We start from the raw sequence: 25,522 nt of genomic DNA, 5'->3' as shown, positions 1-25,522 counted from the left end.
GGGGTTGATCGTGCTTGCCGCCGTCGCGGTGCTGTTCGCCGGAGCACTCCACGCCACGTGGAACGCGCTCGCCAAGGCGGTGTCCGACCGGCACGCCGCCTTCGGCGTCATCGGGATCACCCAGTCGCTGATCTGCCTCCCGCTGCTGCCCTTCGTACCCCCTCCCGCGGCCGAGGCCTGGCCGTACGAGATCGTCTCGATCGCGCTGCAACTGGTGTACATGCTGCTGCTCATCCGCTGCTACGACCTGGGGGACTTCGGTCAGGTCTATCCCATCGCCCGGGGGAGCGCTCCACTGCTCGTCGCGACCGTGGCCGCCTTCCAGGGGGAGACGCTCACGGTCCCCCAGGTGTGCGGCCTGGCCGCGATGTGCGGCGGGCTGGCGGCGCTGGCACTCGCCGGGACGGGACGGCGACGCATGCCGTCCCGCGCGGCGGTGACGGCGGCCGTCCTGACCGGGGCGACCATCGCGGCGTACACCGTGGTGGACGGCATGGGCGTACGCAGGTCCGGGACCGCGCTCGGCTACACGACATGGATGTTCGCCATCGAAGGGGTGCTCGTCCTCGCGATGATGACGGCCGTACGCGGCCGGTCGGTGCTGCCCGCGCTACGCGACCGCTGGCGGGTCTCCGCCGCCGGAGGGGTGATCTCGATGCTGGGCTACGGCCTGGTGCTGTGGGCCCAGACCCGGAGCCCGCTCGCCGAGGTCGCGGCGCTCCGCGAGACGGGCATCCTGTGGGGCGCGCTCATCGGCGCGGTGTTCTTCTCCGAACGGCTCGGCCGCCTGCGTATCGCCGCGGCCGGAGTCGTGACCCTCGGCGTCGTGCTGCTGTCCGTGCACTGAGCCGCGCCACCGACGGCCGGCCGGACGAGCGGCTCTCGGCAGCGGTCGGGAGCCGAGGGCCACCGGCGGATGCACGGCCCGGCCGACCCCGATCTCCCGCACGAACGGGTTCGTCGCGGCCTTCGACGAGGAGTGGCGGAACGCGGCACCCCGAGGCACTTACGTCCCACTTATCCCGACCTGGGGGTATTGTCCGATTAGCTGCTCTGGCGCGTTCCCCCCACTGACCGGTGACGGAGGGAGAAGCATGGAGATCAAACCACAGGCAGTTGTCCTTCCCAAGGAAACCGACCATCTCGAGCAGGGGAAATACGGTCCCGTCTTTCCGCGGACCCCGGCCTGCTACGGGTTCACTGTCATCGCCAAGGTCAAGCCCGGCCGGGCCGAGGCGATCCGCAACTACGGCCACACGCTGGCGAAGGCGCTGGAGGGCGATCCGTACCTCCTCGCGCCGCTCAAGCTGCACTACCTGCGCTGGGTGCTCTTCGACGACGACACCCGTTTCATGTACCAGGGCATCTTCGACACCGACTTCGACAAGTACACCGAAGACGCCATCGCGCTGTTCACCAAGTCGGGCGTGAGCACCGCCTTCGAGAACCTCGAAGGGTTCCCCGAGGACTGGAGGACGAACCCCGAGGCGTTCATCAGGTTCGTCCGCGAGCACCAGTGCCCGAGCTTCATCGAGTACGGGGAATACCCGTACGTCACCGCCGACGAGATCAAGAAGGCGCTGCGGATCAAGAGCGCCCTGTCGGAGATGCTCGACCAACTGCAGTGAGGCCGGGCCACCGCCCGCCCGCAACGCCGTCAATGGAGACGTGATGAGTGAGTTCAGGACCGCACGTACCTACAACCAGAACCATGTGCCGCGCGAGTACACGCCCGGACGCCGGCGTGTGAGCATCTACGTCGCATGGAGCTACCCGGCCGAGGCCGGCCGGAACCCGGCCGAGCTCGACAACCGGTTCTCCACGATGACCGAGGTCCGGCGCGTGGCCTGGCCCGCGTACGAGGACCCGAAGTGGTCCGACCCGATGCGCTTCCAGCAGGGCATCGCCGGGACCCTTGAGCTGTTCTTCTGGGCCTGGGTGCCGTTCCAGCAGTTCGTCGAGGAGACCACCGGACACCCCGTGCCCGTGTACCAGCGCATCGATCAGGCCGGCTTCCGCACCCCGCTCGACGAGCGGGTGCTGGCGGACACCGACACCCTGTTCGTGTTCGGGCTGGACCACATGGTCACCGGGCAGGAGGCCGCGCCGGAGGAGATCGAGGCGCTGCGGCAGTTCGTCGACCGGGAGGGAACCTGCCTGGTCCTGGGGCCGCACCACGACGTCGGGGCCTCCGACGACCTCGCCGTGCGCGATATGGAGTACCACCATCACGGCGACCTTCTGGTCCCCCGCCAGCAGCGGTTCGGCAGGTACACCCGCTCCTTGATGCAGGGGCTCGGCGTGCCGGTGGAGAACCGCTACGGCTTGCGTCCCGCGGCACATGGACCCGGCAAGATCGCCCCGCTGTCCATCGCGAGGGATCTGGACACCAAGGGATGGCTGGACGGGGTGACGACCTTCAACTTCCACCTGCACCTGCCGCACTACGCCGTCACGACGGACGACCCGGACGCCGTCCACGTGCTGGGCAGGCAGCCGATCGACCTGTCCAAGCCGCACCCGTTCACCGAGGCGGGAAACACCGAGTTCAACATGTTCCTGTGGATGCCCCCGACCGGTGACCGCGGCGGCGACATACTCCTGGCGGACTCCACGATCTTCAGCTCGTTGTTCGGCGGAGACGAGAGCCTGCGCAACTTCTGGAGAAACATCGTCTCGTCCAAATAGCGCCGGGGAGGAGGTGAGGATTCGTGACCGAGCAGACCCATACCGCCCTCGAACTCGACGACATCCAGCGCGGGGTTCTCAGCCCTCGGCCGACGCCGTACGCGGCGACGTACATCCTGTTCCGCATCGACGACCGCGCGCAGGGCCGGGAGCTGATGCGGCGCGCGAGCGAGGTGGTGACCGCGGCCACCGACTCGATGAGTCCCCTGGGCGAGACCTGGGTGAGCATCGCGCTCACCTGCCACGGCCTCGCCGCGCTGGGCGTGGCGCGGGAGTCGCTGGACACGTTCGCCTGGGAGTTCCGGCAGGGAATGGCCGCACGGGCGAACGCGCTGGGCGACACCGGCGAGAGCGGCCCCGCCAACTGGGAATCGCCACTGGGCACACCCGACGTCCACGTGGTGCTGGTGGCGCTCGCGCCGGACGGCGCCCAGCTCGAAGCGGCCGTCGATCACGCCCGCCCGGCGTTCCGGCACCTGCCCGGCGTGGTCGCGGTCTGGCGGCAGGACTGCTACGCGCTGCCGACCGAGACCGAGCCCTTCGGCTACCGTGACGGCATCAGCCACCCGGCCGTCGAAGGCAGCGGCATCGCCGGCTCGAACCCCCTGGAAGCGCCGCTCAAGGCCGGGGAGTTCGTGCTCGGCTACCGCGACGAGCTCGGCGGCGTCCAGACCCCGCGGCCCGAGGTGCTGGGACGCAACGGCACCTATGTCGCCTTCCGCAAACTCCACCAACGTGTCGCCGTGTTCCGGCGGTACCTGAAGGACAACTCCACCGGCCCCGAGGACGAGGAGCTGCTCGCGGCCAAGATCATGGGACGCTGGCGCAGCGGCGCTCCGCTGGCGCTCAGCCCGCTGCGCGACGACCCCGTCCTCGGCGCCGACCGACGCCGCAACAACCGTTTCCTCTACGAACAAGACGATCCGGCGGGATTCACCACCCCTCCCGGCTGCCACATCCGACGGGCCAACCCCCGGGACGCCGCGGTCGCGGGGGCGCCGAGACTGCACCGGATGATCAGGCGCGGCACCGTGTACGGCCCGCCGCTGCCCGAGGGGGTCCTGGAGGACGACGGGGCCGACCGCGGGCTGATGTTCACCTTCATCGGAGCGCACCTCGGGCGGCAGTTCGAGTTCGTCCAGTCCCAATGGATGAACGACGGCGTCTTCTTCGGCGCCGGGAACGCCAGAGACCCGGTGGTCGGATCCGCCGACGGCGACGGCGAGTTCACGATCCCCCGGCGGCCGGTGCGACGGCGGGTGCACTCCCTGCCGCGGTTCGTCGTCACGCGCGGCGGCGAGTACTGCTTCATGCCCGGGCTGAACGCGATGCGCTGGCTCGGTGACCTCGAAGACTGAGGTCGCGGCGCCGAGCCGCGTCAGGGAGCGTCCCGGCGAATGCCGCCTCGTGCTACGGATCCAGACGGAGGCATCGCCGGACCGAGAAGCCGCTCGGGCGGAGCTTCCCGCCGAGCGGCTTCTCGGCCCGTGGAGACGTCGAGCCTGAGGAGGTCTCGCCGGCCGGGTCGTGCGCGGTAGGGCTCGACTTGTCAGACACGACCGATGGGCGGCCGGCATCGCCGGGCACCGTCATCACCAGGGTGGACGGACCTCATGGACACGCTGCATCTGCTCCTCAACGCGGTCACGGTGATCTTCATCGCGACCACCATGTTCGCCGCCGGTCTCGGAGCCACGCCGGCGGCGTTGCGTGCCGTCCTCGCCGACCTCCCACTGCTCCTGCTGGCGCTGACGGCCAACCTGGTGATCGTCCCGCTGCTGGGCTGGGGCATCGCCGCTCTGTTCGGTCTGCCCGCGGCGGCTTTCACGGCGCTGGTCCTGGTCGCGTCGTCACCGGGCGGGCCGTTCGGGGCGAAGCTCGCCATGGTGCAAACCGGAGACGTGGTCGCGGGCGCGGCGATGCAGGTGCTGCTCGCCGCCGCAGGCAGCATCACCTTCGGCCTGACGAGCAACGGCATCCTCTCGGCGGCCCATGCCGGCGCGAATGTCTCCATCGACGTCGCCGCGCTGGTGCGGACCGTGGCCATCCTGCAGCTCGTACCGTTCGCCATCGGGCTGATACTGCGTCGCTACGCGCCGCCCACAGCGCGATCGTGGCACCCCGTGGCGGTCAAGGTGTCGAACGTGACGTTCGTGATCGTGCTGGCGGGCATGCTGGCGGGCAATTGGCATGACGTCGTCGGGCTCCTCGGCTCACGCACCTTGCTGGCGGGGTTCGTCCTGTCCGTCGTCGCGTTCGCCGTCGGCACAGTGCTGGCCACCGGATCTCCGGTACGCCGCACCACCATGGGAGGCGTCACGGCGGTGCGTAACGCGGGGCCCGCGCTGGCTGCCGCCGGCATCGCCTTCGGCAACGATCCGGCCGTCCTGGGAGCGCTTGCCGCGGTGCTGCTCAGCGGCCTGGCGGCGGCCATACCGATCGCCGCGCTGCTCACCCGCGGGCGTGGCCGCGGCACTACGTGAAGCACGCGCCCCGTCGGCCGGATGCCGCCTCACCTGTCCCAACCGGCGGGCGCATGGCCGTACCGGAAGCCGGTACGGCCATGCGCGGGCGCCTACTCGGTAGCGGCGCTGGAGACGCAGGTGCGGGCGGGCGTGGACACGGCCGCCGCTACCGCCACCGAGGCGGCGGCAGAGGCGTCCCCCGCGCCGGTTCCGCTGTCCGCCGCTCCGGACGTCGCGGGCACCGACTTCGCGGGCGTGACCACGGCGGCGGCCGTGGCCTCCACCTCCTTGCCATCCACGATGCCGACGAGCTTGCCGTCCTTCTCCGTCACCGTGACGTCGGCGTTCTCGCATACGACCGGCGCGGGCCGCGGGGCCTCGTCGGCGCTGGCCGCGGCGGCGAGCGTGGTGGTGAGCGCCACGCCGAGGACACCGGCCGAAAGCGCCAGCCGTGCGCGCTTGCTGAGCATTGACATCTCCTTTGGTCGTCGATCCGTCGGGATCGACCCGTATCGGACGGGAGGATGCTGTCAGCCGCCACCTGAAGCGAAGCTGAAGCCGGCCGAAGGGGTCTTCAGGTTCGCTTCAGGTGGACTCGTACATGCTTCAGGCATGCGTGTGCTGTTGGTGGAGGACGAGCGGCGGCTGGCCGAACTCGTGAAGAGCGGTCTGGCCAGCGAGGGCTTCGCCGTCGACATCGCGCTCGACGGCACCGAAGGCCTGTGGCTCGCCACCGAGAACACCTACGACGCGATCGTTCTCGACGTCATGCTGCCGCGCATGAACGGGTACGCCGTCTGCCGCCGCCTGCGCGAGGCCGGGAACTGGACACCGATCATGATGCTGACGGCCAAGGACGGCGAGTACGACGAGGCCGAGGCGCTCGACACGGGAGCGGACGACTTCCTGTCCAAGCCGTTCTCCTACGTGGTGCTGCTCGCCCGGCTGCGCGCGCTCGTACGGCGGGGCGGCAGGGAGCGGCCTGTCGCGCTCACGGTCGGCGACCTCGTGATCGATCCGGCCGGGATGAAGTGCCGTCGCGGCGGCACCGAGATCGCGCTCACGCCCAAGGAGTTCGCCGTACTGCACGGCCTCGCCCGGCGAGCCGGCGAGGTGGTCTCCAAGGCGGAGCTGCTCGAACAGGCCTGGGACTTCACATATGCGGGCGATCCCAGCATCGTCGAGGTCTACATCAGCGCGCTGCGACGGAAGATCGACGCTCCCTTCGGCCGCTCGTCCCTGGTGACCGTGCGCGGTGCCGGCTACCGGCTGGACGGGCGGCTCTGATGCGGGTCCACCTGCCCGCGCGCTGGTCGGTACGCCTGCGCGCCACCATCGCGGCCACCCTCATCGTGGCCGTCGCTCTCGGCGGGGCCTCGGCCGTACTGAGGACGGTGCTGCACGGCAACCTCCGGCAGAGCGCACAACAGGACGCCGCGCGGCGAGCCGCGACAGTGGCCGACGCCCTGTCCGCGGTCTCTCCGGCGGCCACCGTGAGCCCCGCGACGCCCGCGACCGAACGACCCGGCGCGGCGATCGCCGAGGACCCCGACCTTCGGGTCAGCCACTCGACCGAACCATCGCAGACGGGCTGGGACACGGCGGGCTACGTGGTGGCCAGCGCGGCCGCCACGACCGGCGACGACGTCCTGACGGTCACCGCGCGCAGCTCGCTGGAACCGGCGGAGAACGCCCTGCGAACCCTGAACCGCCTGCTGATCTTCGGAGTCCCCGCGTTGCTCCTGCTCGTCGCCGGGATGACGTGGTACGTCATGGGCAGAGCGCTGGTCCCGGTATCCGGGATCCAGGCGAAGCTGGCCGACATCACCGCCCGCGATCTGCACCAGCGGGTCCCGGTGCCGAGCACGCGGGACGAGATCGCGGCGCTCGCCCGGACGGTCAACGCCACCCTGGATCGGCTGGAGAACGCCGTCGAGCAGCACAAACGGTTCGTCGCGGATGCGGCTCACGAACTACGCAGCCCGATCGCGACGCTGCGCACCCGCCTGGAGCTGGCCGCCCGATCGGAGCCGGCCGAGGCGCTCGCCGACGTTGAGCGGTTGCAGTCGCTCGCGGCCGACCTGCTCCTGCTGGCCCGGCTGGACGCGGGCGAACCTCCCCGCGACGACGAGGTCGACCTCGGGCAGGTGGCCGCCGAGGAGTCCCTGCGCCCACGCCCCCGCCCGGAGGTCGGGGTCCGCCTGGCCGTCGAGCCCGATGTCGTGGTCAACGGCTCCCGCGCCCACCTGGCCCGTCTGGTCACCAACCTGGTCGACAACGCCGTACGGCATGCCCGCTCAACCGTCGAGGTGCGCGTCGCGAACGAGGACGGCGTGGCACTGCTCGAAGTGCGCGACGACGGGCCGGGCATCCCTCCCGAGCATCGCCAGGCGGTGTTCGAGCGCTTCACCCGACTCGACTGGGCGCGGACGAGGGACTCGGGCGGATCGGGGCTCGGGCTGGCGATCGTGCGGGAGATCGCCCTCCTGCACGGCGGAACCGTGTCCGTCACCGACCGCGGGGCGGGAGCCTGTCTCGTCGTGCGGCTCGCCGCGGTGCCACAGCCCGGCACCGCGGCCTCGATGCACAAAAGGGATGAATGACATTCGACGTCCTCGGCTCCCGCCCCCGTCCTGCGTGCTCCCCTACAGGGTCAGGGCGGTGGTGAGACGGATGTCGTCGAGCGAATGCCCGGTCTGGAGCACGTAGTCCCCGGAGACCAGGCGCCATCCGCCCGCGCTCCAGACCTCTGCCGCGCGGCGCGGGATCTCCACGGACACCTCGGCGGTCTCGCCGGGGCCGGCCTCGGCGACGGCGAACCCGGCCAGCCAGCGCGCGGGCCGGGACGCGTCGGGCGCCGCGGGCGCCAGGTACACCTGCACCACCTCGCGCCCGGTGCGGCCGCCGGTGTTGCGCACCCGCACGGTGAGCGTCGCGTCGGCGTACTCGGCGGACTCGTAGTGCCAGGTCGTGTATCCGAGGCCGGCTCCGAACCCGAAGGCGGGAGCCCTGCCGGACCGCTCCCAGGCGCGGTAGCCGACGAAGACGCCCTCCTCGTAGCGCAGCACGCCGTCGACCGGGGCGACGTCGACGACCGGGCAGTCGGCCAGCGCCGCGGGCCAGGTGGTCGGCAGGCGGCCGCCCGGCTCGCCGCGGCCGAGCAGCACGTCGGCCAGAGCGTGACCGCCTTCCTGGCCGGGGAACCAGGTGAGCAGGACGGCGGCGACCTCGTCCCGCCACGGCATCTCCACGGGTGAGCCGGCGTTGACCACGACGACGGTCCGCGGGTTGGCGGCGGCCACCCGGGATACCAGCTCGTCCTGGCGGCCGGGCAGCTTCAGCGACGTGCGGTCGAAGCCCTCGCTCTCCACCTCCTTGGTCGTCGCCACGACGACCAAGGCGACGTCCGCCGCCGCGGCGGCCCGTACGGCCTCCTCGATCAGCTCGTCCGGGCCGAGCGAGGGCTCCCGGTGACCGAGCGTGGCGCCGACGAAGGGGAAGGACAGCAGGTCGGACCGGGGCACCGGGTGTTCGAGGCGCACGTCCACCGGCTCGCCGGCGGCCAGCTCCACATCGACGACGGTGCGCGGCGGCGCCATGAACATCGCGACGGGGTCGTCTCCTTCAGGAGCGATCACCTGATCGAAGCGGGTCCGCCCGCCGACGACGAGCCGGAAGCGGCCGACCCCCTCGATCGAGAACCGGTGGCCGCCTCCGACCTCGGGGGTGAACGTGCCGGTGATCTCGACGCCGCGCAGGTCCGCGAAGGCGACGCCGTCCGGCATCTCGCCGAGCCACTGGATCGTCCCCTCGGGCAGCGGGAGATCGGCCAGCACCCGCCCGTCCTCACTTCGGCAGACCGCGCGCAGCGGGAACCGGGCGGGGTTGAGCCGGTCGCTCGGATCGGCGCCGCGGGCGTACGCCGTCGGGACTCCCGCGGCGGCGAGCCCCTCGTACGGCGACACGACATGGGCGGGGAAGACCTGGGCGCTGCCCCCGCCCATCACCCGGGCCTCCTTCGCCGCTCCCCCGATGAGGGCCACGCTCGTGTCCGGGCCGAACGGCAGCACGCCGTCGTTGCGCAGCAGCGTGAACGACGCCGCCGCGACCTCACGGGCCAGCGCCTCCCCGTCCACGGGCGGCACGGGGTCGGCGGGGCCCGCGCCCTCCAGGGCGCCCACCCGGCGGGCCAGGGTGAGCACCCGGCGCGCGTGCTCGTCCACGACCTCCTCGTCCAGCTCGCCGGCGCGTACGGCCGCCGCGAGCGCCGGGCCGTACACGGTGGCGGGGCCGGGCATGGCGATGTCGAGCCCGCCGAGCGCGGCGCGGACTGTGTGGCGGGCGGCCGTCCAGTCGGAGACGACGACGCCGTCGAATCCCCACTCGCCGCGCAGGACCCCGTTCAGCAGCTCGTCGTGTTCCGTCATGGTGGGGCCGTTGACGCTGTTGTAGGCCGCCATGACGCCGAACGGCCCCGCCTTCTTCACCACGGCCTCGAAGGGCGCCAGGTAGAGCTCGCGCAGGGCGCGTTCGCCGACCAGGACGTCGGCGGTCATCCTCTCGGTCTCCGAGTCGTTGGCCACGAAGTGCTTCACCGTGGCGGCGACGCCGCCCTCCTGGACTCCGGTGACGTACGCGGCGGCGATCTCGCCGGTCAGCACCGGATCCTCGGAGTAGCACTCGAAGTGGCGCCCGCCGAGGGGAGAGCGGTGCAGGTTGACGGTCGGTGCCAGCAGCACATGCACGCCCTTCCGGCGGGCCTCCTGGGCCAGCAGCTCGCCGACGCGCCGGGCCAGCCGCACGTCCCAGGTCGCGGCGAGGGCGGTCGGGCTGGGCAGGGCGACGGAGGGCTCGTCGGCTGTCCATCGGGCGCCCCGTACGCCGATCGGCCCGTCCGACATGATGATCGGCTCCAGGCCGGCGTCGGGCGCCGCCGGCAGGCGCCACATGTCCTGTCCGGCCAGAATGCGCGCCTTGGTGTCGAGGTCGAGTCTGCTCAGTGCCTTTTCCACGACGTCGTCGCGCTCGGTTGCCGACACGGTCAGCGAACCCCCTCGATGTGAGTGACCAGAACTCTGCCCGCGATCACGCCGATCTGCTCGACCTCGCTGTGATCCGCTTCCCCCGGAGTATGCCCACGATTACCGAATAGTCGGTAGGTTGCGAGATGCAATCGTTATGCCCACTGATCGCGTTAGGCTCGGCGCGACGAGAGGGAGTGATCCATGGTGCGGCGCCGAGGGGCACGCGAGAACCGGCGGGAGGAGATCCTGCTGGCCGCGCTCGACGTGTTCGCCGAACGCGGCTACACGGGGGCGTCGATCGCGTCGATCGCCGAGCGGGTGGGCCTCAGCCAGCAGGGAGTGCTGCACTACTTCCCCAGCAAGGACCGGCTGCTCGCCGAGGTGCTGCGGCTGCGCGACGAGCGTAACCTCGACGTACTCGTGCTGCCGGGAGAGGGCGGGGCGATCACGCTGGAGACCGTGGCCGGCCTCGTCGAGTACAACGCGCAGCGCCGGGGCATCGTGCAGTCCTTCACCGTGCTCTCCGCGGAGAGCGTGCTGGAGGACCACCCGGCCAGGGACTTCTTCAAGGAGCGCTACGGAACCTCCCGCGCCTGGATGGCCGAGGTGATCCGCGCCGAGCTCGGCGACGAGCTGCCCGCCGGTCTCACGCCCGAGCAGGCCGCGCCCCTGATGTTCGCGGTGATGGACGGACTCCAGCTCCAGTGGCTGCTCGCCCCCGACGACATCGACATGCCGGGGCTGTTCCGCGCCTTCCTCTCCCTCCTGAGAGCCCGCCGATCGGTCTCCGAATAGCACTCCATGCGGCTCGCACTCGCCGCGAGGACCCTCGCCCGTGCGGCGGCAGCCGCTGCGGCGAGTACGACGAAGAGGCACTTTGCCCTCCTCGGCGGAGATGGCCTGGGGCCGACGATGAAGCGACACGGCGTCGCCGCGGTCGTCGCCCCGATCCCGGCGGATACGGCTCAGCGCACCGACCTGACGCGGAGCACGGTCAGAGCCCCCACGATCGCCACCGCGGCGGACGCAATGAAAAGCGTCGGGTAGCCGCCCAGGCCGATGAAGAACGCGGCGGCGAGCGGCGCGATCATCTGCGGCCCGGCATTGGCGACGTTGAGCACCCCCAGGTCCCTGGCGGCGTTCTCCGGGTTGGGCAGGACGAGGGTGACCAGGGCGGTGTCGACGGCGTAGTAGGCGCCGAAGCTCACCCCGTTGACCGCCATGAAGATCATCATTCCGGTCCAGGTGGGCGACAGCAGCAGGATCAGCGTGGCCAGCCCGGTGACCGCGCTGGAGATGAACACGAACATCCGGTAGCGCTGCAGCTTGTCGGCCAGCGGCCCGCCGATCAGGGTGGCGATGACGGACGCGATCGTGTTGACCATGGTCAGGGTCGCCACGCCTCCGACGGCTGTCACGCCCCGGGGGAGCGGGATGTAGTCCTGGAGGATGTAGAGCTGGAACATCAGCACCATGAAATAGCTGAGGTTCATCAGCGCGCGGCCGACGAACACCCACATGAAGTCGCGGTGCTTCAGGGCGGACACGAAGTCCGCCAGCGCGGCGAGCGGCTTCCTGCGCTCCTTGACCGCGATCTCGTACTCCCCGGGACGGGGGTCCCGGCTGAACAGCACCAGGAGCACCGCCGAGGCGACGACGCCCGCGCCCAGCAGCAGGTAGCCCGCGATCGAGCCAATGTACGCGGCCGCGATCTGGGTGCCGACGATGGCCGCGACCGAGGTGGCGATGCCGGCGACGGCCGAGGCGGTGCCACGCAGTTCCCTGGGCACGCGGTCGGGGACTATGGCCGTGAGCGCGGCCTGGAAGAGGTTCATCATCGCCTGGGCGATCGACCAGGCAACCAGGATCACGACGACGCCGCCGGCCGTGCCGAGGAACCACAGCGCGGCGAAGGCGCCCAGAGCGCCGCCGAGCAGCCAGGGGTTGCGGCGGCCGAACCGGGAGCGCGTGCGGTCGGAGAGCGCGCCGCCGATCGGGTTGAACAGGGTGGCGAAGATCGCGCTGATCGCGGCGACCATGCCGGCGTTGGACACCTTGTTGACGGGGTCGGCGGCTTCGACGGCGGTCTGCACGAGCGGGCCGCCCACCCCGAAGTAGACGGCGAACATCGCGGTGTTGGCGACGAACAGGAGCCCGAAGAGGCCGGCCTGGCTCGTCCTTTGGGGGGTGGTCCTGACGGTCATGATGCTCCAGGGGGGTGATCGGCATCAGTGGGTGCGACGGTCTCAGGACGGGAGGAGCGCGGCGGCTCGCCTCGTACGGGGGCCGTACCGGGACGGTCTAGATCCAGCCGTCGAGACCTGCCATGAAGTCCTCGAAAAGGTGGCGGTGGATCGTGTGCTCGGCGCCCTTCACGACCCGCACGTCGAAGCCCTTCGCGGCCAGGGCGTCGGCGGCCTCCGGGGGGACGAGGTCGCTCGGGTCGGCCAGTTGGACCAGTGACGGCACCACGGGCTCCGGTGTGAAGTCGGTGCCGGCGAACGAGCCGAGCGCGAGCGCGGTGGCCGGATCCCACCGCGCCAGCATCTCGACCTCGAGGGCGCACTCCTCGGCGGACCAGCCGGGGTGAAATCGCCGCACCATGTCCACGGTCTGGTCCTTGGCCGCGGCCAGCATCGCGCCGAGATCCACGTCGTCCCTCTTCGGGAACCGGAACCCGGGGTCGGAGTAGACCGCCCGGCCCGGCCGGAGCCGTTCGACGGCCACCGCCAGGGTGAGCCCGCCGAGCGAGTGGCCGATGGCGACGTCGGGCTCGGCGGGTACCGACTCCAGAACGCCCGACGCGTACAGCTCCGGGGTGTACTCCTGGGCGCGGGGGCTGAGCCCGTGGCCGGGCAGGTCGACGGCGACGACCCGGTAACCGCGTTCGGCCAGCGCCGGGCCGACCCGCCACCAGCAGCGGGAGTCGGCCATGATTCCGTGGATCAGCACGGCGACCCGGTCGCCCGAGCCCCATTCACGGGTGTGCAACATCCGATCACCTCACAGTCGTGTCGAGACGGAGCGGAATGCGCTGCGGGTCCCGCCGCGCCTCCCGCAGAATGTCGTAGCGGGTCAGCGCAGGCCTCCGAGGCGTGCGGTGGTCGCGCCGTAGGTCGCCGGGTCGGCCGTCCAGTCGGCGTCGATCGGGGTGATGCTGACCTTGCCCCTGGCGAGGGCGGCGAGGTCGCTCCATGCCTCGCCCTCGGTCTCGGCGTAGGAGACCTTCATCGTGAAGGTGTCGCCGCCGCTCGGCTCGTAGGCCACGCCGAACAGCTCCTCACGGCTCTGCCGGGTGAACGCGACGCCGGTCGGCGCGGCGAGACCGGGACGCGTCGGATAGTTGACGTTCAGACCGGCGTGCCTGGGCAGCAGGCGCCCGCCGCGCGCCGTGCGCTGAAGGCGCGCGACCAGCCGGGTGACGAAGTCCGCGGTGGCCGGCATGTTGGCGATCGTGTTCCGCATGTCGTCGAAGTCGAATTCGGTGCTCACCGCGATGGCCGGCACGCCGAGGTCGATGGCCGTGACGGCGGCGCCGACGGTGCCGGAGTTGTTGACGATGCCGCCGACGTTCTGCCCGAAGTTGGTGCCGGAGACGACCAGGTCGACCTTGCCGCCCGCGAGGACGTGGCCGAGGCCGAACAGGACCGAGTCGGCCGGGGTGCCGTCCACGGCCCAGACCTTGTCGGACACCTTCTTGGCGGTGACCTGGTGGCCGTCCTCGACGGTGCGCTTGGCGCTCGCGCCGCTCTGGTTGGCGGCCGGGGCCACGATGGTGACGTCGTGTCCTGCGGCGGTGAGCTTGTCGAAGACGGCCTTGATACCTGGAGCGCTGTAGCCGTCGTCGTTGCTGAGCAGGATGGTCAGCGGCCCGGCTGAGTCAGGACGCGGGGCGGCGACGGCGGAGGCGGTGGGAAGGGCGACCGTGGTCACGGCCACGGCGGCGAGGAAGGCGGTGCGTCGGCGGTTCGGCTTCATGGGGGGGCTCCGAATCTCGCGAAAGGTATCGCTGACGAGGAGCATGAGCCATCAGACCGAGTACTCGGTAGATCTTGTTATCGGGTCGTTACATATATCGCGTCGGACCGTGATCCGTCGCGGGGTGTTCCGGCTACCGCTCCGTCGCTCCGTCCGCCTCGGCGGAGGTCTCGTCCGCGCCGTCCATACGCGTCCCCCGGCCGGCGATGAACAGATCGGTCAGCCGGGAGATGGCCGCACCGACCCGCCCGTCCGTCCACAGTTCCGGGTCCTCCGTGCTGGCGAAATAGAAACCGCGGAGCATCAGGTAGAGGACGTCGGCAGCGAAGTCGGCGTCGGACACGCCCGCCTCGGCCACGGCGGCGCGCAGCATCCGGTGATGCTCCACGGCGTCCTGGCGGAGCAGTTCGAACGCCGCACTCCGCGTCTCGGCCTTGGCGGCGACGTCGAGCCATATCTGCCGCACGGCGCGGTCGTGGCCGACGGTGCCCGACGACCAGGCCATGTAGGCGCGCAGGCGCTGCGCCCCCTCATGCGGATTGACATGGCTGTCCAGGTCCTCCCGCCAACCGCGTTGCGCGTGGCGGATGGCGTTGACCAGAAGGTCGGAGCGGGTCGCGAGGTAATTGGTGACCACGGCGGTCGAGCCCCCGAGCTCGGCCGCGACCGCCCGGATGGTGATCGCCGCCGGCCCCTCGCGCTCGGCCACGCGCAGCGTGGCCTCGGCGATCTGCTCCAGGCGCTCGGTACGGAGTCGGGGCGCTCCTCGTGCAGAGTGCCGCGAAACAGGACCTCGCGATCGTGCAGGCGATCTCGCTGCTGCTGGTCGTCGCGTTCGTGGTGGTCAACATGCTGGTCGACGTGGCCAATGCGTTGCTCGACCCGCGGGCCGCGAGGAGGGCGGCCGGATGAGCGTCCTCCAACTGGCCGCCGCGCCGGGCTCTCCCGCGATCACCTCACGGGACCGCCGGTTCGGCGCCCTCACCGCCGTGTCGTGCGCCGTCGTGACGCTGCTCACCCTCGCCGCCGTGTTCGCGCCGGCCGTCGCGCCGTACGACCCGACGCAGGTCGACCCGTCCGCCGTCTACCAGGGGCCGGGCGGCGCCCATCCGCTGGGCACGGACGACGTGGGACGGGACATCCTGTCCCGGCTGCTGTACGGCGCGCGGGCGAGTCTCCTGGGTCCGGCGATCGTCGTTGTCGTCGCGGCCGTCGTCGGCACCCTCGTCGCCGTCACCGCCGCGTGGATCGGCGGACGGTTCGACGCGTTCGTCTCGCGCGCCCTGGACGTGATCTTCGCGTTCCCCGGCCTCGTTCTCGCGATCGTCGCGGTGGCGGTCATCGGGCCCGGCCTGATGGCCCCGGCCGCCGCCCTGTCGATCTCCTACATCCCTTACATCGCCCGGGTGTTGCGGACCGCCGCGATCCGCCAGCGCAACCTTCCCTACATCGCCGCGCTGGAGGTCCAGGGATTCGGCGCCGCCGCGATCTGCGCCCGGCATCTGGTCCCCAACCTGCTGCCGCTGCTGGTCGTGCAGGCGACCGTGGCCTTCGGGTACGCGCTGCTCGACCTGTCGGCCGTCTCCTTCCTCGGCCTGGGCACCCAGCCCCCCGCCCCCGAGTGGGGACTGATGGTGGCGAACGGCCAACCGTCGATCGTCGCCGGCCACCTGGAGCAGTCCCTCTCCGCCGGGCTCACCATCGTCGTCGCCGTGGTGGCCTTCAACCTGCTCGGCCAGGGGCTGTCCCGGGCGTTCCTGGGAGTGGACCGATGAGCGCCCTGCTGTCGATCGACCGGCTCCGCGTCGAGCTCCCCGGCGAGAAGGGGACGCGGACCGTCATCCACGACGTGTCCCTCGACGTCGGGGCGGGCGAGGCGGTCGCCCTGGTCGGCGAGTCCGGGTCGGGGAAGTCCATGACCACACGCGCGGTGATGCGGCTGCTCCCCGAGGGGGCGCGGCTCTCCGGCGAGATACGGTTCGACGGCGTTTCGATCCCCGGCATGGACCGGCGTGCGCTGCGCCGGTGGCGGGCGACACGGGTGGGCATGGTCTTCCAGGATCCCCGGGCGCACATCAACCCCGTACGGAGGATCGGGGACTTCCTGATGGAAGGCGTGCGGCTCGACCGGCGGCTCTCGGCCGGGCAGGCCCGGGAGCGGGTCTCCCGTCTGATGCGCGCCGTGGGCGTCGGCGACGTCGATCGGCGGCTGAGCCAGTACCCGCACGAGCTCTCCGGCGGGCTGCTGCAGCGAGTGATGATCGCCGCCGCGCTCGCCACCGAACCGGACCTGCTCCTGGCCGACGAGCCGACGACCGCCCTCGACGTCACGACACAGGAGGAGGTCGTGGCGATCATCGACGAGCTCCGCCGCGAGAGAGGCCTCGCCATGCTCTTCATCACGCACGACCTCGACCTCGCGGCCGCGGTCTGCGACCGGATCGCCGTCATGTACGCCGGATCGATCGTGGAGGAGCGGCCGGCCGGCGCGCTCACTCCGGACGCGTCGCACCCCTACACCAGGGGGCTGCTGGCCGCGCGCCCCGAGATCGGGCGTCGCGAGTCCCGCCTCCGGACGATCGAGGGCCGGCCGATATCGGCGTTCGAGGTCGGCGACGGCTGCGCGTTCGCCACGCGCTGCCCGATGGTGCGCGACCTGTGCCGGCGGGAACGTCCCGCGCCCGTCCACGTCACGGGAGGGCGGGTCGCCTGCCACTTCGCGGGGGAGGCCGAACCCCAGGCTGTGGCCGGGGACGGAGGCGCCCGATGAGCCACCCCGTCCTCGAGGTGCGCGACCTGCGCAAGGTGTATCCCGTCGCCGTCACGGAGGATTGTCCCGACGGCGAGTTCACGGCCCTGCATCGCGAGAGCTTCGCCCTCGCGCCCGGCGGTTCCCTGGCCGTCGTGGGCGAGTCCGGCTCCGGCAAGACCACCTGTGCCCGCCTCATCGTGGGACTCGAACGCGCCACGTCGGGCGCCGTCCTCGTCGACGGCGTGGAACGGGGCCGCGGGCGCATGAGCGCCGCACGTCGCCGACGACGGGGGCGTGAGGTGCAGATCGTCTTCCAGGACCCCTACTCGTCGCTGGACCCTCGCCAGCGTGTCCGCGACTGTCTCGCCGAGGTGCTCACGCTGCACTTCGACATGGGCGCGCGGCAGCGCGACGGCCGGGTCGCCGAACTGATCGATCAGGTCGGCCTCGACGAACGGCAGGCGGGCGCCCTGCCCCGCGCATTGTCGGGCGGACAGCGCCAGCGGGTCGCCATCGCCCGCGCCCTCGCCGCCGAGCCGAAGGTCCTGATCCTGGACGAGGCCGTCGCCGCGCTCGACGTGTCCATCCAGGCCCAGGTCCTCAACGTGCTCGCCGACGTCCGCGAGGCCACCGGCGTCGCATACCTGTTCATCACGCACGATCTGGCCGTCGTCCAGCAGGTCTGCGACGACGTCGTCGTCATGCGTTCGGGCCGCATCATCGAGCGCGGGCCGGTCGCGGACGTGCTCGAACGGCCGGCCCATCCGTACACGCGGCGGCTTCTCGCATCGGTGCCGCGTCCGGGGTGGACTCCGCGACGCCGCGCGACCGAGGGGCGACCGCCGGCCCCGTCCGGTCACCCCCTGCCCCCCGTATCCGAGACGAAGGAGGCCCTCCCATGAGGGTCCGAACCCATCCTCGACGCCGCGCCGCGTTCGCGACCGGACGCCCGCTCCTCGCACTGGCCGCCGGCGTCGCGGCGTCGGCACTGGCCGCCGCGTGCGCGGCCAAACCGGTCGCGCTGGCGTCCCGCGACGACCTGGAGAAGTCGGTGACGTACACGACGCCGCCGGGCGACGGGCGACTGGAGCGGTTGACGTGGGCGCTGCCCAACGGGGAGCCGACGTCGCTCGACCCCGCGCTGACCGGCGACTATCCGGGAAGCACCGTCGAGGGAAACCTCTGCGAGGGCCTTGTGCGGATGAACGCCGACTTCTCGATCGAGTCCGGCCTGGCGGAGAGGATCACCCGCCCCGACGACCGGACGATCGTCTACGACCTGCGGCCGGGCGTGACGTTCACCAACGGCGACCCGCTCACACCGGAGGACGTCGTCTACAGCCTGGAACGGCACACCGGGGACAAGAAGCTCGGCTCCTTCTGGTCGTCGACCTACGACGCGGTGACCTCCATCAAGAAGACAGGACCGATGCAGGTCACCGTCCGGTTCTCGCGGCCGAGCGCGATCTTCGAGCAGTCGATGGCCACAGCCGCGGGTCTGATCTCTCAGAAGTCCTACGTCGAGAAGGCGGGCGCCGCCTACGGGACGCCCAACGCGGGTGTGATGTGCACCGGCCCCTTCGCGCTGGAGAAGTGGGCGCCCGGCGCGGAGATCACGCTCGCCCGCAATGACCGCTACTGGGACAGAACCCGGGCGGCCAAGGCCGGGAAGGTCGTCTTCACGTTCATCAGCGACTCGAGCACGCTGACGAGCGCGCTGCTCGCCGGAGAGGTCGACGGAGCGTACGGCCCGCCGAGCACGAGCTATCCCGTGCTCTCCGCCTCCGGGTCGGGCACGCTGTACCTCGGGCCGAGCACCCAGATGGTGGAACTCCTTCCCGCCCAGAAGACGGGCCCGATGGCCGACGCGCGGGTGAGGAAGGCGCTCGATCTGGCAATCGACAAGACCTCGCTTGTCACAAACGTGTTCGGTCCGGCCGCGGAGCCCCTGAACACCATGATCCCGCCGGGCATGTGGGGAACCGGCCCCACCCGGAAGACCTTCGAAGAGGCGTACGCGAAGCTGGAGGACACCGCGAAGCCCGACCTGGAGAAGGCCCGGGCGCTCGTCGCCGAGGCCGGCCCGTCGAACCGCGCGTTCACGGCGGCGATGCCCGCCGGCGACCAGACCGCGTTGCAGATCCTCACGTTCGTCCAGGCGTCCGCCAAGGACATCGGGCTCACCATGACGATCCGGCAGGTCCAGCCGACGGAGTTCTCCGACCTCTTCTACAACCCCGAGCGCCGCAAGGAGGTCGACCTCGTCTACGCCGTGGGCTACAGCGAGTTCGCCGACCCGATCTCCTACCCGGACAACTACGTCCGGCCCGACGGCCTGTTCAACTGGACGGGGTACGACGACCCCGAAGTCCGCCGGCTGATGGACGAGGGACTGCACACGGCGGACGCCCGAAAGTCGGCCGAACTCTTCGTCGAAGCCCAGGCCCGCTACACGCCGGAACGCCTCGTCATCCCGCTCGCCGCTCCGTACCAGCAGCTCTACATGAACAAGCGCGTCACCGGCGCGCCGGCGTCGTTCGCGTACCTGCAGATGCCCTGGGCCGCCATGATCGGCGCCGTCTAGCCCCCGGCTCGCGCCACTCGGCCCCGCCTCCCCACAGCGGACGCGTCGCGGCGCCGGTCACGTCACAGCCGGCGCCGCGGTTCGCCACGCCTTCTTCTTCCCCCTTCCCCCATACGAGGAGATTCGGTTCCGTCCATGAGCACCACTTCCACCGCTCCTTCCACCGGCCCGCGCTGGAGCAGCACCCCGGCGCCGATCGACACGCGCGCCGACGCCACGATGCTGCGCCTGCGTGACGGCGTGCGCCTGGCCACGGACGTCTACCTGCCCGAGTCCGGCCGGCGGGACCTGCCGACCGTGCTGGTGCGGCTGCCGTACGACAAGTGCGGGCGTTACACCTTCATGCCGGCGGTCGCCGCCTATCTCAGCGCCCACGGTTTCGCGGTCGTGGTCCAGGACGTCCGCGGAAAGTTCCGGTCCGAGGGCGAGCGCTTCCCCTTCGTCAACGAGGCCGCGGACGGTCACCAGACGATCGACTGGATCGTCGCGCAGCCGTGGAGCGACGGCACGGTCGGCATGCTGGGAGACTCCTACTACGGCTTCACCCAGTGGGCCGCGGTGGCGAGCGCCCACCCCGCGTTGCGCGCGATCGTGCCTCGCGTCACCGGCTCGCAATTCATGGACATGTTCTCGCCCGGCGTCGTGCCCAAGCTTCCGCTCTACGAGTGGGTCCTGCACACGTTCACGTCGTCCGGCATGCTCGACGGGGCCGTCCTGCCGGCCGTACCCCTGGCCGGGCTCGACGCGCTCCCCGAGTACGCGGCCCACATGGCCGCGTTGCTCGACGACCTCGTCCGCGCGTGCGGCGACGGCACGCTGCTGCGGCGCTCGTTCCCGTCGGGACCGCCCGCGCCGGTCATGAAGCTGCCCGCGCTCCACATGGGCGGCTGGTGGGACAACCTCCAGCGAAGCCAGCTCGACGACTGGCGCTGGGCCGGCTCGTCCCCGGCGGCGGCGCACCAGTTCCTCCGGATGAACGCGACGGATCACGAGGACCTGGAACTGCGCGAGGACGGTGTCCCGGTCGACGACCACGAGACCGACGATGACGCGCTCGAACGCTACCTGCCCAGGATGCTGGACGAGCCCATTCGGTTCCTCGACCACTACCTGTCCGGCCGTACGGGCCGGTGGCGGGCTCCCCGGGTGCGGTACCGGGTCGCGAACTCCGGATGGCAGATCGCCGACCGCTGGCCGGCCGGGGACGTCGACCTGGTCGAGCTGCACCTGACGGAAGGGGAACGGGCGCTGTCCGGGGCGGACGGCGGCGCGCTGCGCCCGCGCGCGGAGGGCACGGGCACCGGCGTCTCCTGGACGCATGACCCGCTGAGACCGGTTCCCTACCTGGTCGCCGTGGAGTGGAGCCAGCTCTCTGGGCTTCCGGACGAGCAGGCCGTCCATGCGCGCGACGACGTGGCGACCTTCACCGGAGAGGCGCAGGACTCGCCGTTCGACATCGTGGGGCCGGTGGAGGCCGCGTTGACGGTGGACGGCGACGCGCCGTCCACCCACGTGATCGTCCGGTTGCTCGACGTCTATCCCTCCGGGCGGGCGCGCATGGTGCTGGAAGGGGCGGAGATCGCGTCCACCGCGGCCGGTCCGGCCCGGGTACGCGTGCGCCTCGGCGACACCGCCTATCGGATCCGCCCCGGGCACCGCCTGCGCCTGGCGATCAGCAGTTCGTGCTTCCCGCTCTATCTCGTGCATCCGGGCAACGGCGAGGATCCGTGGCACGCGTCGTCTTCCCGGACGGCACGGCAGACGCTGCGCGTCGGGGGGTCGGACGGGGCGGTCCTCCGCCTCCCGGTCAGAAAAGGGTTCGGATGATCCACCCCGCCGGTCCTCCCCCACAACGTGACAAGGAGTGTGGCCCCGTGACCGGTCTCTCCAGGGTGGTGGCGTTGTAGTGCCACCGGCCGCGGTCATGGACGCGAGCGGGACCAGTTCGCCGGCGAGGTCGAAGTGGCCGTAACGGCGGGTGAGCGCGGCGAGGACCTGCTGCGCGAGCTCGCGCAGCAGGTCCTCCATCCACCCGATTCCGGGGTCAGCGGTGGTCGCGCCGCAGTACCGCGACCGCGGCCGCGAGCAGCAGGAAGAACAGCGGCACCGCCGGGCTGGTGCCGAGCACCGCGACGTTGGTGACGGCGGCGCCGATCATCAGCGCGACGAGCCCGACCGCGGCAGCGCGGGCGAGCCGCGGTAGGAGCAGTCCGGCGGCGCCCGCGAGCTCGAGAGCGCCGACGACGATCCGCAGCCACTGGCCGGCACCGATCTCGGCGAACAAGGCCGTCATCTGCGCTTCGCCGAACAGCTTCAGCACCCCGCCGATAACGAACTGCAGGGCGAGTACGAGCTGGACGACCCAGGACAGCGCGGTACGGATGCGGCTCCGCCTCGAGGCGGCGGTCGTCGCGGTTGACATGGTGGTGGTGCTGGTCACGGTGGCCTCCCTGGTGTGTGCCGTGCTTCACCTCTCTGTCGGAGACGTACGGGCGGTCTCGACAAATCAGCGGAAATCTTTTTCGCAGTTCGATCATTCCGCTCTTCTGGCACTCCCCCAGACCTGTCCGGTGATCTCCTCGTAGGGGGCGGCACGACCCAGTGGTAGGCACAGAGAGGCGGTGAAGGTCAGTCCGGGCACCCCCGGCCCAACGAGTGCGTCTTCGTCGACCGCCGCACTCATGAGCTCGGTCCCTCGGCGGCCACGCCCGGCACGAGCCCGGCCGCCCCCGTCCACGACAACCCGCCCGGCTTCTACACCAATCAGATGACGTCCGCCGACGCCGGCACCGTCCCCGACCCGCGTCCGACGCTGCGGACCGTCCATGTGCCCACGCTCATCGTGCGCGGCGAGTGCGACTACCTGAAATGGGCGGTCACCGACGAGTACCGGCGCACGCTTCCCGAGTCGACCCTCGTCTACGTGCGCGGCGCGGGGCATTCGATCGCCAACGGCCGCCCTGACCTCTACCGCGACCTGCTCATGACGTTCCTTCTCGACCGCCCGCTGCCCCTCCCGCCGGTCACGTCGGCGGACAAGCCCGCCTGACCTGCCGCCTTGAACAAGCGGGTCCAGGATCTCGTGGAGAAGCACGATGTCAACGAGCCGCTGGACGTGAGGCCGTGGCGTGATCGGTCACGCCTACCTGCCGGGCCAGGTCGGCTACCTGCGGGTGCTCTCCTTCGGCCGCTACGCCGAAGGCGGCAGGGAGCGTCCGACACTTCGCCACAGCCGGGGCTCCACCTGCTCGACGAACTCGTCGCCACCGCGTCCGGAGCCGGAGTGACCTCGACGGCATCCGTCTCCGGCCAGTTGGGCGACCTGCCGGGCACGGTGGGGCTTACGGCAGACCGCATCGCGCAGGAGTCGCTGCGCAACGCGATGCGCCACGCGCCGGGATCGGACCTCACCGCGGAGCTGATCCGCGATGGTGACGAGATGCAGGTACGGATGGTCAACAGTCTGCCCACCGCTCCTGTGCGCGCTGTCCCTAAAGCCACGCCGGGCGAGCCCGGCCAGGCGTGTGACGCCGACGACGAGTGGACGACTCATCGGAAGTCGCCTTCCCCAGCGCCGCCGGCAGTGCGACGAGCCGCCGGTGACGGAATTCGATCGAGAACGGTGTCAGCCGTGAACAAGGCCAAGTCCTTTCGCAACGCCTCGTACCAGAGGTCCTCGCCGTCGGATCCGGTCAGGAAATGTGCGGCCTGAAGACTTCTCCACGAGAAGTGATCGGTCTCGTCGCGCCACGCGTGAGCTGAGGACGGCGGGATCGCGGCATCCGGCCCGCTCATCGAACACCGCGTCCGGATACGCGATCGCCTGCCAGGCGTCATGGTCGCTGGCGGTGATCGCTGCCGTGATCTCGGGTCTCTGATCCGGCGCCTGGGCGGGTGACGTTATCGGCAGGCGCAGTGCTCGGTGAGGTCGCGGCCGCCGGGGTTCCCTGAGCGCTGGCACCGACCACCGCTCTTGGCAAGCGGAGTGCGACGATCGGCGCCGGCGCGCGGGGCGGGCTCTGGTCGTTCGCCTACCGGATGAGCTCGGCGTCGACCCGGCAACTCCGTGGCGGCTCGGGGCGCTCGTCGGTCCAGCCGGCCCCCTGCTCCCATGCCTCGAAGGACAGGAGAGCCCCCTTGGCGAGCCCCTTGACGCTCTTGGTCACGACGGTCGCGTAAGCCTGAACGCCGCCGGTCTCCCGGTCGAGAATCGTGACGCTCTCCACCGGCACCTCGTCCACCGCGCCGAAGAAGGCGGAGGTCGGCTGTGTGAAGGTGACCGCGATGCCCGGCCCCAGCGGGGTCGGCGGCCCGATTCTGCACGCGTGTCGTCGGCAGCCCGGCAAGAAGCCGCAGGACGGCGGCCCTCACCGACGGCCGGACCGGCATGTCCAGCAGGGCCGCCGCTTCGGGAAGGAAGGTCTCGAACTTCACCTTGTCCCGACCGAACTTGATGGTCTTCCAGTAGGTCCGCAGCTTCTCTCGCAAGCTGACGGGGTCATCGGGCAGCGCGTCGAGGTCGGCGAGGGTGCGCGGGCCCCACCGTGGATCGAGGAGCACGCCACCCGGCACGACCGCCCGCTCGTAGCGGCAGTCCGATGGCGTGGACCGCAGCCGCACCTTGTCGCAGCCGTGCGTGATCTCGGGTTGGCAGACCTGCTCGACCACGGCGGGAGAGCCGGCCGCCCGCCACACGCGCTCGTCGGCGGGTGTGGCCGGGCGCGTGAACTCCTCCTGCTGCTGAACGTGGGTGAGGTCGCGCGGCTCGCGCGGCTGCCACGTGTCGAACCTCCGGGAGGAGAGGACATTGAACTCCTGGCCGCCGGCGCGGACCCGGATCAGCATGCTGAAGAGCACCGGCCTGTGCCAGTAGGTGCCGCGGTCGTCGGGCAGCCGGGCCACCCGGTCCGCCAGCTCGAGCAGGGCGTCGTTCGCACCAGGAGGTGCGAGCACCGGTGCGGGCACGGTGGTCGTGCCGGACACCAGCGTGACGGCGGCCATCACGACGGCCACCGTGGCCGTGGCCGCGCCCAGGCTCCACCCCCACAACCAACCGCGCCGGCCCGTTTCGACCGGCCGTCCGGGCTCGTGCCGGGCGGCCGACAGCCGGGCGCGGGCTCGTTCGACCACCTCCGCCGAGGGAGGCGGAGCGTCGGGCAGTGATCTCTCCAGGAGGTTCAGCTCATCCATGGGTCTCCTCCACCAGAGGGTTGACGTCGCCGAGCGCCTTGCGGAGTTGCTTGCGGGCCCGGCTGAGCCGGGACGCGACCGTCCCCGCCGGGATGCCGAGGGCGGCGGCGACCTCCGCGTGGGTGAGGCCGCCCAGCGCACTCAGCAGGACGACGTCGCGGTCCCCCCGCTTGAGCCCGGCCAGCGCGCCCGCCAGCGTGCGCGTCAGGCTGCTCGCCGCGACGCGGGAGAGCGCGTCGTCCTTGTATCTCTGCTCCTCGCGCTGGGCCGCCCGGCTCAGCGCCTTCCACTGGCGGACCTCCGTACGGCGGTGCCGTGCGATGAGGTGGGTGGCGATGCCGTAGAGCCACGGCCGCACCGCGCCGCGTGACGCGTCGTAGCCGCCCCGGTAGGCGGCGAGGAACACCTCGGCGGCCAGGTCGTCGGCGACGGAGACGGATAACCGTCTGGCGATGTAGCGGTGGATCTCACCGAAGTGCGCGTTGAAGATCTGCTCGAACTCGGCCCGGAGATCGGGCGGGTCGGCCAGGTTGGGTATAGCGGCCATGCAGGACGTCTCCGCAGGGTCATGTGAACGTTGGACGTCCCTTCTTGCCCGGAACACCGTCGTCCTTTCACGGACCGGCACTCCAGGCCAGGATCGTCCTGAAGATCATGTGTCCGGCTCTGCCGGCCAAGCTGCTCCGACCTGCGGATCCTGTTCCGGCACGTGATCCGTGCCACGTATGGCCGACGCTTCGCCGTACAAGGGTGTTCACGGCTGGGCCCGGCACGGCCGGATTGGGCATTCTAGGACGATCTGTCCCCATGCCAGGAGTGCACTCTCCCTCGTCGACGAGTC

Annotated in this window: 26 protein-coding genes; 17 read left to right on the top strand and 9 right to left on the bottom strand. The window is 71.1% G+C overall.

The genetic code is table 11. From position 1 onward, the window contains the following. Positions 1–10 precede the first annotated feature (10 nt). The 5 genes from AWQ70_RS17930 to AWQ70_RS17910 all read left to right on the top strand — a co-directional run bounded on the left by AWQ70_RS17930 (position 11) and on the right by AWQ70_RS17910 (position 5,171). Positions 11–847 carry an EamA family transporter gene (locus tag AWQ70_RS17930; RefSeq protein ID WP_245647025.1) on the top strand — a complete coding sequence of 279 codons (837 nt, stop codon included), beginning with the start codon at positions 11–13 and terminating at the stop codon, positions 845–847. Between the two features lie 247 nt (positions 848–1,094). After that, positions 1,095–1,628: a hypothetical protein gene (locus AWQ70_RS17925; RefSeq protein WP_067177389.1), complete on the top strand. Its 534-nt coding sequence runs from the start codon at positions 1,095–1,097 to the stop codon at positions 1,626–1,628. A gap of 43 nt (positions 1,629–1,671) precedes the next feature. Beyond that, positions 1,672–2,688, top strand: coding sequence for a hypothetical protein (locus AWQ70_RS17920; protein ID WP_067177387.1), 1,017 nt, complete (start codon positions 1,672–1,674; stop codon positions 2,686–2,688). A gap of 23 nt (positions 2,689–2,711) precedes the next feature. Next, positions 2,712–4,046, top strand: coding sequence for a Dyp-type peroxidase (locus AWQ70_RS17915; RefSeq protein ID WP_067177386.1), 1,335 nt, complete (start codon positions 2,712–2,714; stop codon positions 4,044–4,046). 255 nt (positions 4,047–4,301) lie between these two features. Further along, entirely contained in the window at positions 4,302–5,171 is an 870-nt protein-coding gene (locus AWQ70_RS17910) for a bile acid:sodium symporter family protein (protein WP_067177384.1), read from the top strand. Between the two features lie 92 nt (positions 5,172–5,263). Here AWQ70_RS17910 and AWQ70_RS17905 read toward each other — a convergent pair whose 3' ends face one another. Further along, entirely contained in the window at positions 5,264–5,623 is a 360-nt protein-coding gene (locus tag AWQ70_RS17905) for a hypothetical protein (protein ID WP_067177382.1), read from the bottom strand. Between the two features lie 142 nt (positions 5,624–5,765). On the opposite strand from AWQ70_RS17905, the gene AWQ70_RS17900 reads away from it, so the two are divergent. Together AWQ70_RS17900 and AWQ70_RS17895 are read left to right on the top strand one after the other, a co-directional pair. Further along, on the top strand, positions 5,766–6,440 hold the full coding sequence (locus tag AWQ70_RS17900; RefSeq protein WP_067177381.1) for a response regulator transcription factor: 675 nt from the start codon (positions 5,766–5,768) through the stop codon (positions 6,438–6,440). Then, positions 6,440–7,756 (top strand): sensor histidine kinase, encoded by a 1,317-nt coding sequence (locus tag AWQ70_RS17895; protein ID WP_067177380.1) that lies wholly within the window; start codon positions 6,440–6,442, stop codon positions 7,754–7,756. The genes AWQ70_RS17900 and AWQ70_RS17895 overlap by 1 nt, the downstream gene beginning before the upstream one ends. Positions 7,757–7,798: 42 nt before the next feature. Here the strand turns inward: AWQ70_RS17895 and AWQ70_RS17890 are convergent, their stop codons facing one another. Further along, entirely contained in the window at positions 7,799–10,192 is a 2,394-nt protein-coding gene (locus tag AWQ70_RS17890; RefSeq protein ID WP_306303405.1) for a glycoside hydrolase family 3 protein, read from the bottom strand. A gap of 186 nt (positions 10,193–10,378) precedes the next feature. On the opposite strand from AWQ70_RS17890, the gene AWQ70_RS17885 reads away from it, so the two are divergent. Then, positions 10,379–10,972: a TetR/AcrR family transcriptional regulator gene (locus AWQ70_RS17885; protein WP_067177376.1), complete on the top strand. Its 594-nt coding sequence runs from the start codon at positions 10,379–10,381 to the stop codon at positions 10,970–10,972. 170 nt (positions 10,973–11,142) lie between these two features. On the opposite strand, the gene AWQ70_RS17880 is transcribed toward AWQ70_RS17885, so the two are convergent. From AWQ70_RS17880 to AWQ70_RS17865, 4 genes are all read right to left on the bottom strand, one after another. Further along, positions 11,143–12,381 carry an MFS transporter gene (locus AWQ70_RS17880; protein ID WP_067177375.1) on the bottom strand — a complete coding sequence of 413 codons (1,239 nt, stop codon included), beginning with the start codon at positions 12,379–12,381 and terminating at the stop codon, positions 11,143–11,145. 97 nt (positions 12,382–12,478) lie between these two features. Continuing rightward, positions 12,479–13,171 carry an alpha/beta fold hydrolase gene (locus AWQ70_RS17875; RefSeq protein ID WP_067177374.1) on the bottom strand — a complete coding sequence of 231 codons (693 nt, stop codon included), beginning with the start codon at positions 13,169–13,171 and terminating at the stop codon, positions 12,479–12,481. An 81-nt stretch (positions 13,172–13,252) separates the two neighbouring features. Beyond that, complete coding sequence (gene surE, locus AWQ70_RS17870; RefSeq protein ID WP_067177373.1) at positions 13,253–14,155, bottom strand: 5'/3'-nucleotidase SurE; 903 nt, start codon at positions 14,153–14,155, stop codon at positions 13,253–13,255. A gap of 133 nt (positions 14,156–14,288) precedes the next feature. Then, positions 14,289–14,864 (bottom strand): TetR/AcrR family transcriptional regulator, encoded by a 576-nt coding sequence (locus AWQ70_RS17865; RefSeq protein ID WP_067177371.1) that lies wholly within the window; start codon positions 14,862–14,864, stop codon positions 14,289–14,291. Between the two features lie 59 nt (positions 14,865–14,923). On the opposite strand from AWQ70_RS17865, the gene AWQ70_RS39020 reads away from it, so the two are divergent. The 6 genes from AWQ70_RS39020 (at position 14,924) to AWQ70_RS17840 (ending at position 21,318) form a co-directional block, all read left to right on the top strand. Next, positions 14,924–15,067, top strand: coding sequence for a hypothetical protein (locus AWQ70_RS39020; protein ID WP_174552396.1), 144 nt, complete (start codon positions 14,924–14,926; stop codon positions 15,065–15,067). Next, the gene (locus tag AWQ70_RS17860) at positions 15,064–15,930 is read left to right on the top strand and encodes an ABC transporter permease (protein ID WP_067177369.1); all 867 of its coding nucleotides are present in this window, start codon (positions 15,064–15,066) and stop codon (positions 15,928–15,930) included. Before AWQ70_RS39020 ends, AWQ70_RS17860 begins: the two co-directional genes overlap by 4 nt. Then, on the top strand, positions 15,927–16,925 hold the full coding sequence (locus AWQ70_RS17855; protein ID WP_084517282.1) for an ABC transporter ATP-binding protein: 999 nt from the start codon (positions 15,927–15,929) through the stop codon (positions 16,923–16,925). The genes AWQ70_RS17860 and AWQ70_RS17855 overlap by 4 nt, the downstream gene beginning before the upstream one ends. Then, positions 16,922–17,809 carry an ABC transporter ATP-binding protein gene (locus AWQ70_RS17850; RefSeq protein WP_067177367.1) on the top strand — a complete coding sequence of 296 codons (888 nt, stop codon included), beginning with the start codon at positions 16,922–16,924 and terminating at the stop codon, positions 17,807–17,809. Before AWQ70_RS17855 ends, AWQ70_RS17850 begins: the two co-directional genes overlap by 4 nt. Then, entirely contained in the window at positions 17,806–19,491 is a 1,686-nt protein-coding gene (locus AWQ70_RS17845) for an ABC transporter substrate-binding protein (RefSeq protein WP_067177365.1), read from the top strand. Before AWQ70_RS17850 ends, AWQ70_RS17845 begins: the two co-directional genes overlap by 4 nt. Positions 19,492–19,626: 135 nt before the next feature. Continuing rightward, complete coding sequence (locus AWQ70_RS17840) at positions 19,627–21,318, top strand: CocE/NonD family hydrolase (RefSeq protein ID WP_067177363.1); 1,692 nt, start codon at positions 19,627–19,629, stop codon at positions 21,316–21,318. A 217-nt stretch (positions 21,319–21,535) separates the two neighbouring features. Here AWQ70_RS17840 and AWQ70_RS17835 read toward each other — a convergent pair whose 3' ends face one another. Further along, the gene (locus tag AWQ70_RS17835) at positions 21,536–21,931 is read right to left on the bottom strand and encodes a DoxX family protein (RefSeq protein ID WP_218004565.1); all 396 of its coding nucleotides are present in this window, start codon (positions 21,929–21,931) and stop codon (positions 21,536–21,538) included. Positions 21,932–22,258: 327 nt separating this feature from the next. On the opposite strand from AWQ70_RS17835, the gene AWQ70_RS17830 reads away from it, so the two are divergent. The 3 genes from AWQ70_RS17830 (at position 22,259) to AWQ70_RS39010 (ending at position 23,203) form a co-directional block, all read left to right on the top strand. Next, positions 22,259–22,540: an alpha/beta fold hydrolase gene (locus AWQ70_RS17830; protein WP_067177361.1), complete on the top strand. Its 282-nt coding sequence runs from the start codon at positions 22,259–22,261 to the stop codon at positions 22,538–22,540. A gap of 79 nt (positions 22,541–22,619) precedes the next feature. Then, positions 22,620–22,778 carry a hypothetical protein gene (locus AWQ70_RS39015; protein WP_157530133.1) on the top strand — a complete coding sequence of 53 codons (159 nt, stop codon included), beginning with the start codon at positions 22,620–22,622 and terminating at the stop codon, positions 22,776–22,778. Continuing rightward, positions 22,775–23,203 carry a sensor histidine kinase gene (locus AWQ70_RS39010; RefSeq protein ID WP_157530132.1) on the top strand — a complete coding sequence of 143 codons (429 nt, stop codon included), beginning with the start codon at positions 22,775–22,777 and terminating at the stop codon, positions 23,201–23,203. Before AWQ70_RS39015 ends, AWQ70_RS39010 begins: the two co-directional genes overlap by 4 nt. A gap of 188 nt (positions 23,204–23,391) precedes the next feature. Here AWQ70_RS39010 and AWQ70_RS39005 read toward each other — a convergent pair whose 3' ends face one another. Both AWQ70_RS39005 and AWQ70_RS17820 read right to left on the bottom strand, forming a co-directional pair. Beyond that, positions 23,392–24,681, bottom strand: coding sequence for a hypothetical protein (locus AWQ70_RS39005; protein WP_157530131.1), 1,290 nt, complete (start codon positions 24,679–24,681; stop codon positions 23,392–23,394). Beyond that, positions 24,674–25,228: an RNA polymerase sigma factor gene (locus AWQ70_RS17820; protein WP_067177358.1), complete on the bottom strand. Its 555-nt coding sequence runs from the start codon at positions 25,226–25,228 to the stop codon at positions 24,674–24,676. The genes AWQ70_RS39005 and AWQ70_RS17820 overlap by 8 nt, the downstream gene beginning before the upstream one ends. Positions 25,229–25,522: the final 294 nt, after the last annotated feature.

It is taken from the genome of Microtetraspora niveoalba, assembly GCF_001570405.1.
GTDB classification, from domain to species: Bacteria; Actinomycetota; Actinomycetes; order Streptosporangiales; family Streptosporangiaceae; genus Microtetraspora; species Microtetraspora niveoalba.
The sequence above is the reverse complement of the archived record's forward strand: the minus strand, read 5'-3'. Positions and strand labels throughout refer to the sequence as shown.

What these genes read in the sequence shown, in the direction of transcription:
- AWQ70_RS17925 (WP_067177389.1), top strand. Translation starts at nt 1,095, where the DNA reads ATGGAGATCAAACCACAGGCAGTTGTCCTTCCCAAGGAAACCGACCAT.
- AWQ70_RS17920 (WP_067177387.1), top strand. Translation starts at nt 1,672, where the DNA reads ATGAGTGAGTTCAGGACCGCACGTACCTACAACCAGAACCATGTGCCG.
- AWQ70_RS17910 (WP_067177384.1), top strand. Translation starts at nt 4,302, where the DNA reads ATGGACACGCTGCATCTGCTCCTCAACGCGGTCACGGTGATCTTCATC.
- AWQ70_RS17905 (WP_067177382.1), bottom strand. Translation starts at nt 5,623, where the DNA reads ATGCTCAGCAAGCGCGCACGGCTGGCGCTTTCGGCCGGTGTCCTCGGC.
- AWQ70_RS17900 (WP_067177381.1), top strand. Translation starts at nt 5,766, where the DNA reads ATGCGTGTGCTGTTGGTGGAGGACGAGCGGCGGCTGGCCGAACTCGTG.
- AWQ70_RS17895 (WP_067177380.1), top strand. Translation starts at nt 6,440, where the DNA reads ATGCGGGTCCACCTGCCCGCGCGCTGGTCGGTACGCCTGCGCGCCACC.
- AWQ70_RS17885 (WP_067177376.1), top strand. Translation starts at nt 10,379, where the DNA reads ATGGTGCGGCGCCGAGGGGCACGCGAGAACCGGCGGGAGGAGATCCTG.
- AWQ70_RS17880 (WP_067177375.1), bottom strand. Translation starts at nt 12,381, where the DNA reads ATGACCGTCAGGACCACCCCCCAAAGGACGAGCCAGGCCGGCCTCTTC.
- AWQ70_RS17875 (WP_067177374.1), bottom strand. Translation starts at nt 13,171, where the DNA reads ATGTTGCACACCCGTGAATGGGGCTCGGGCGACCGGGTCGCCGTGCTG.
- surE (WP_067177373.1), bottom strand. Translation starts at nt 14,155, where the DNA reads ATGAAGCCGAACCGCCGACGCACCGCCTTCCTCGCCGCCGTGGCCGTG.
- AWQ70_RS17860 (WP_067177369.1), top strand. Translation starts at nt 15,064, where the DNA reads ATGAGCGTCCTCCAACTGGCCGCCGCGCCGGGCTCTCCCGCGATCACC.
- AWQ70_RS17855 (WP_084517282.1), top strand. Translation starts at nt 15,927, where the DNA reads ATGAGCGCCCTGCTGTCGATCGACCGGCTCCGCGTCGAGCTCCCCGGC.
- AWQ70_RS17850 (WP_067177367.1), top strand. Translation starts at nt 16,922, where the DNA reads ATGAGCCACCCCGTCCTCGAGGTGCGCGACCTGCGCAAGGTGTATCCC.
- AWQ70_RS17845 (WP_067177365.1), top strand. Translation starts at nt 17,806, where the DNA reads ATGAGGGTCCGAACCCATCCTCGACGCCGCGCCGCGTTCGCGACCGGA.
- AWQ70_RS17840 (WP_067177363.1), top strand. Translation starts at nt 19,627, where the DNA reads ATGAGCACCACTTCCACCGCTCCTTCCACCGGCCCGCGCTGGAGCAGC.
- AWQ70_RS17830 (WP_067177361.1), top strand. Translation starts at nt 22,259, where the DNA reads ATGACGTCCGCCGACGCCGGCACCGTCCCCGACCCGCGTCCGACGCTG.
- AWQ70_RS39005 (WP_157530131.1), bottom strand. Translation starts at nt 24,681, where the DNA reads ATGGATGAGCTGAACCTCCTGGAGAGATCACTGCCCGACGCTCCGCCT.
- AWQ70_RS17820 (WP_067177358.1), bottom strand. Translation starts at nt 25,228, where the DNA reads ATGGCCGCTATACCCAACCTGGCCGACCCGCCCGATCTCCGGGCCGAG.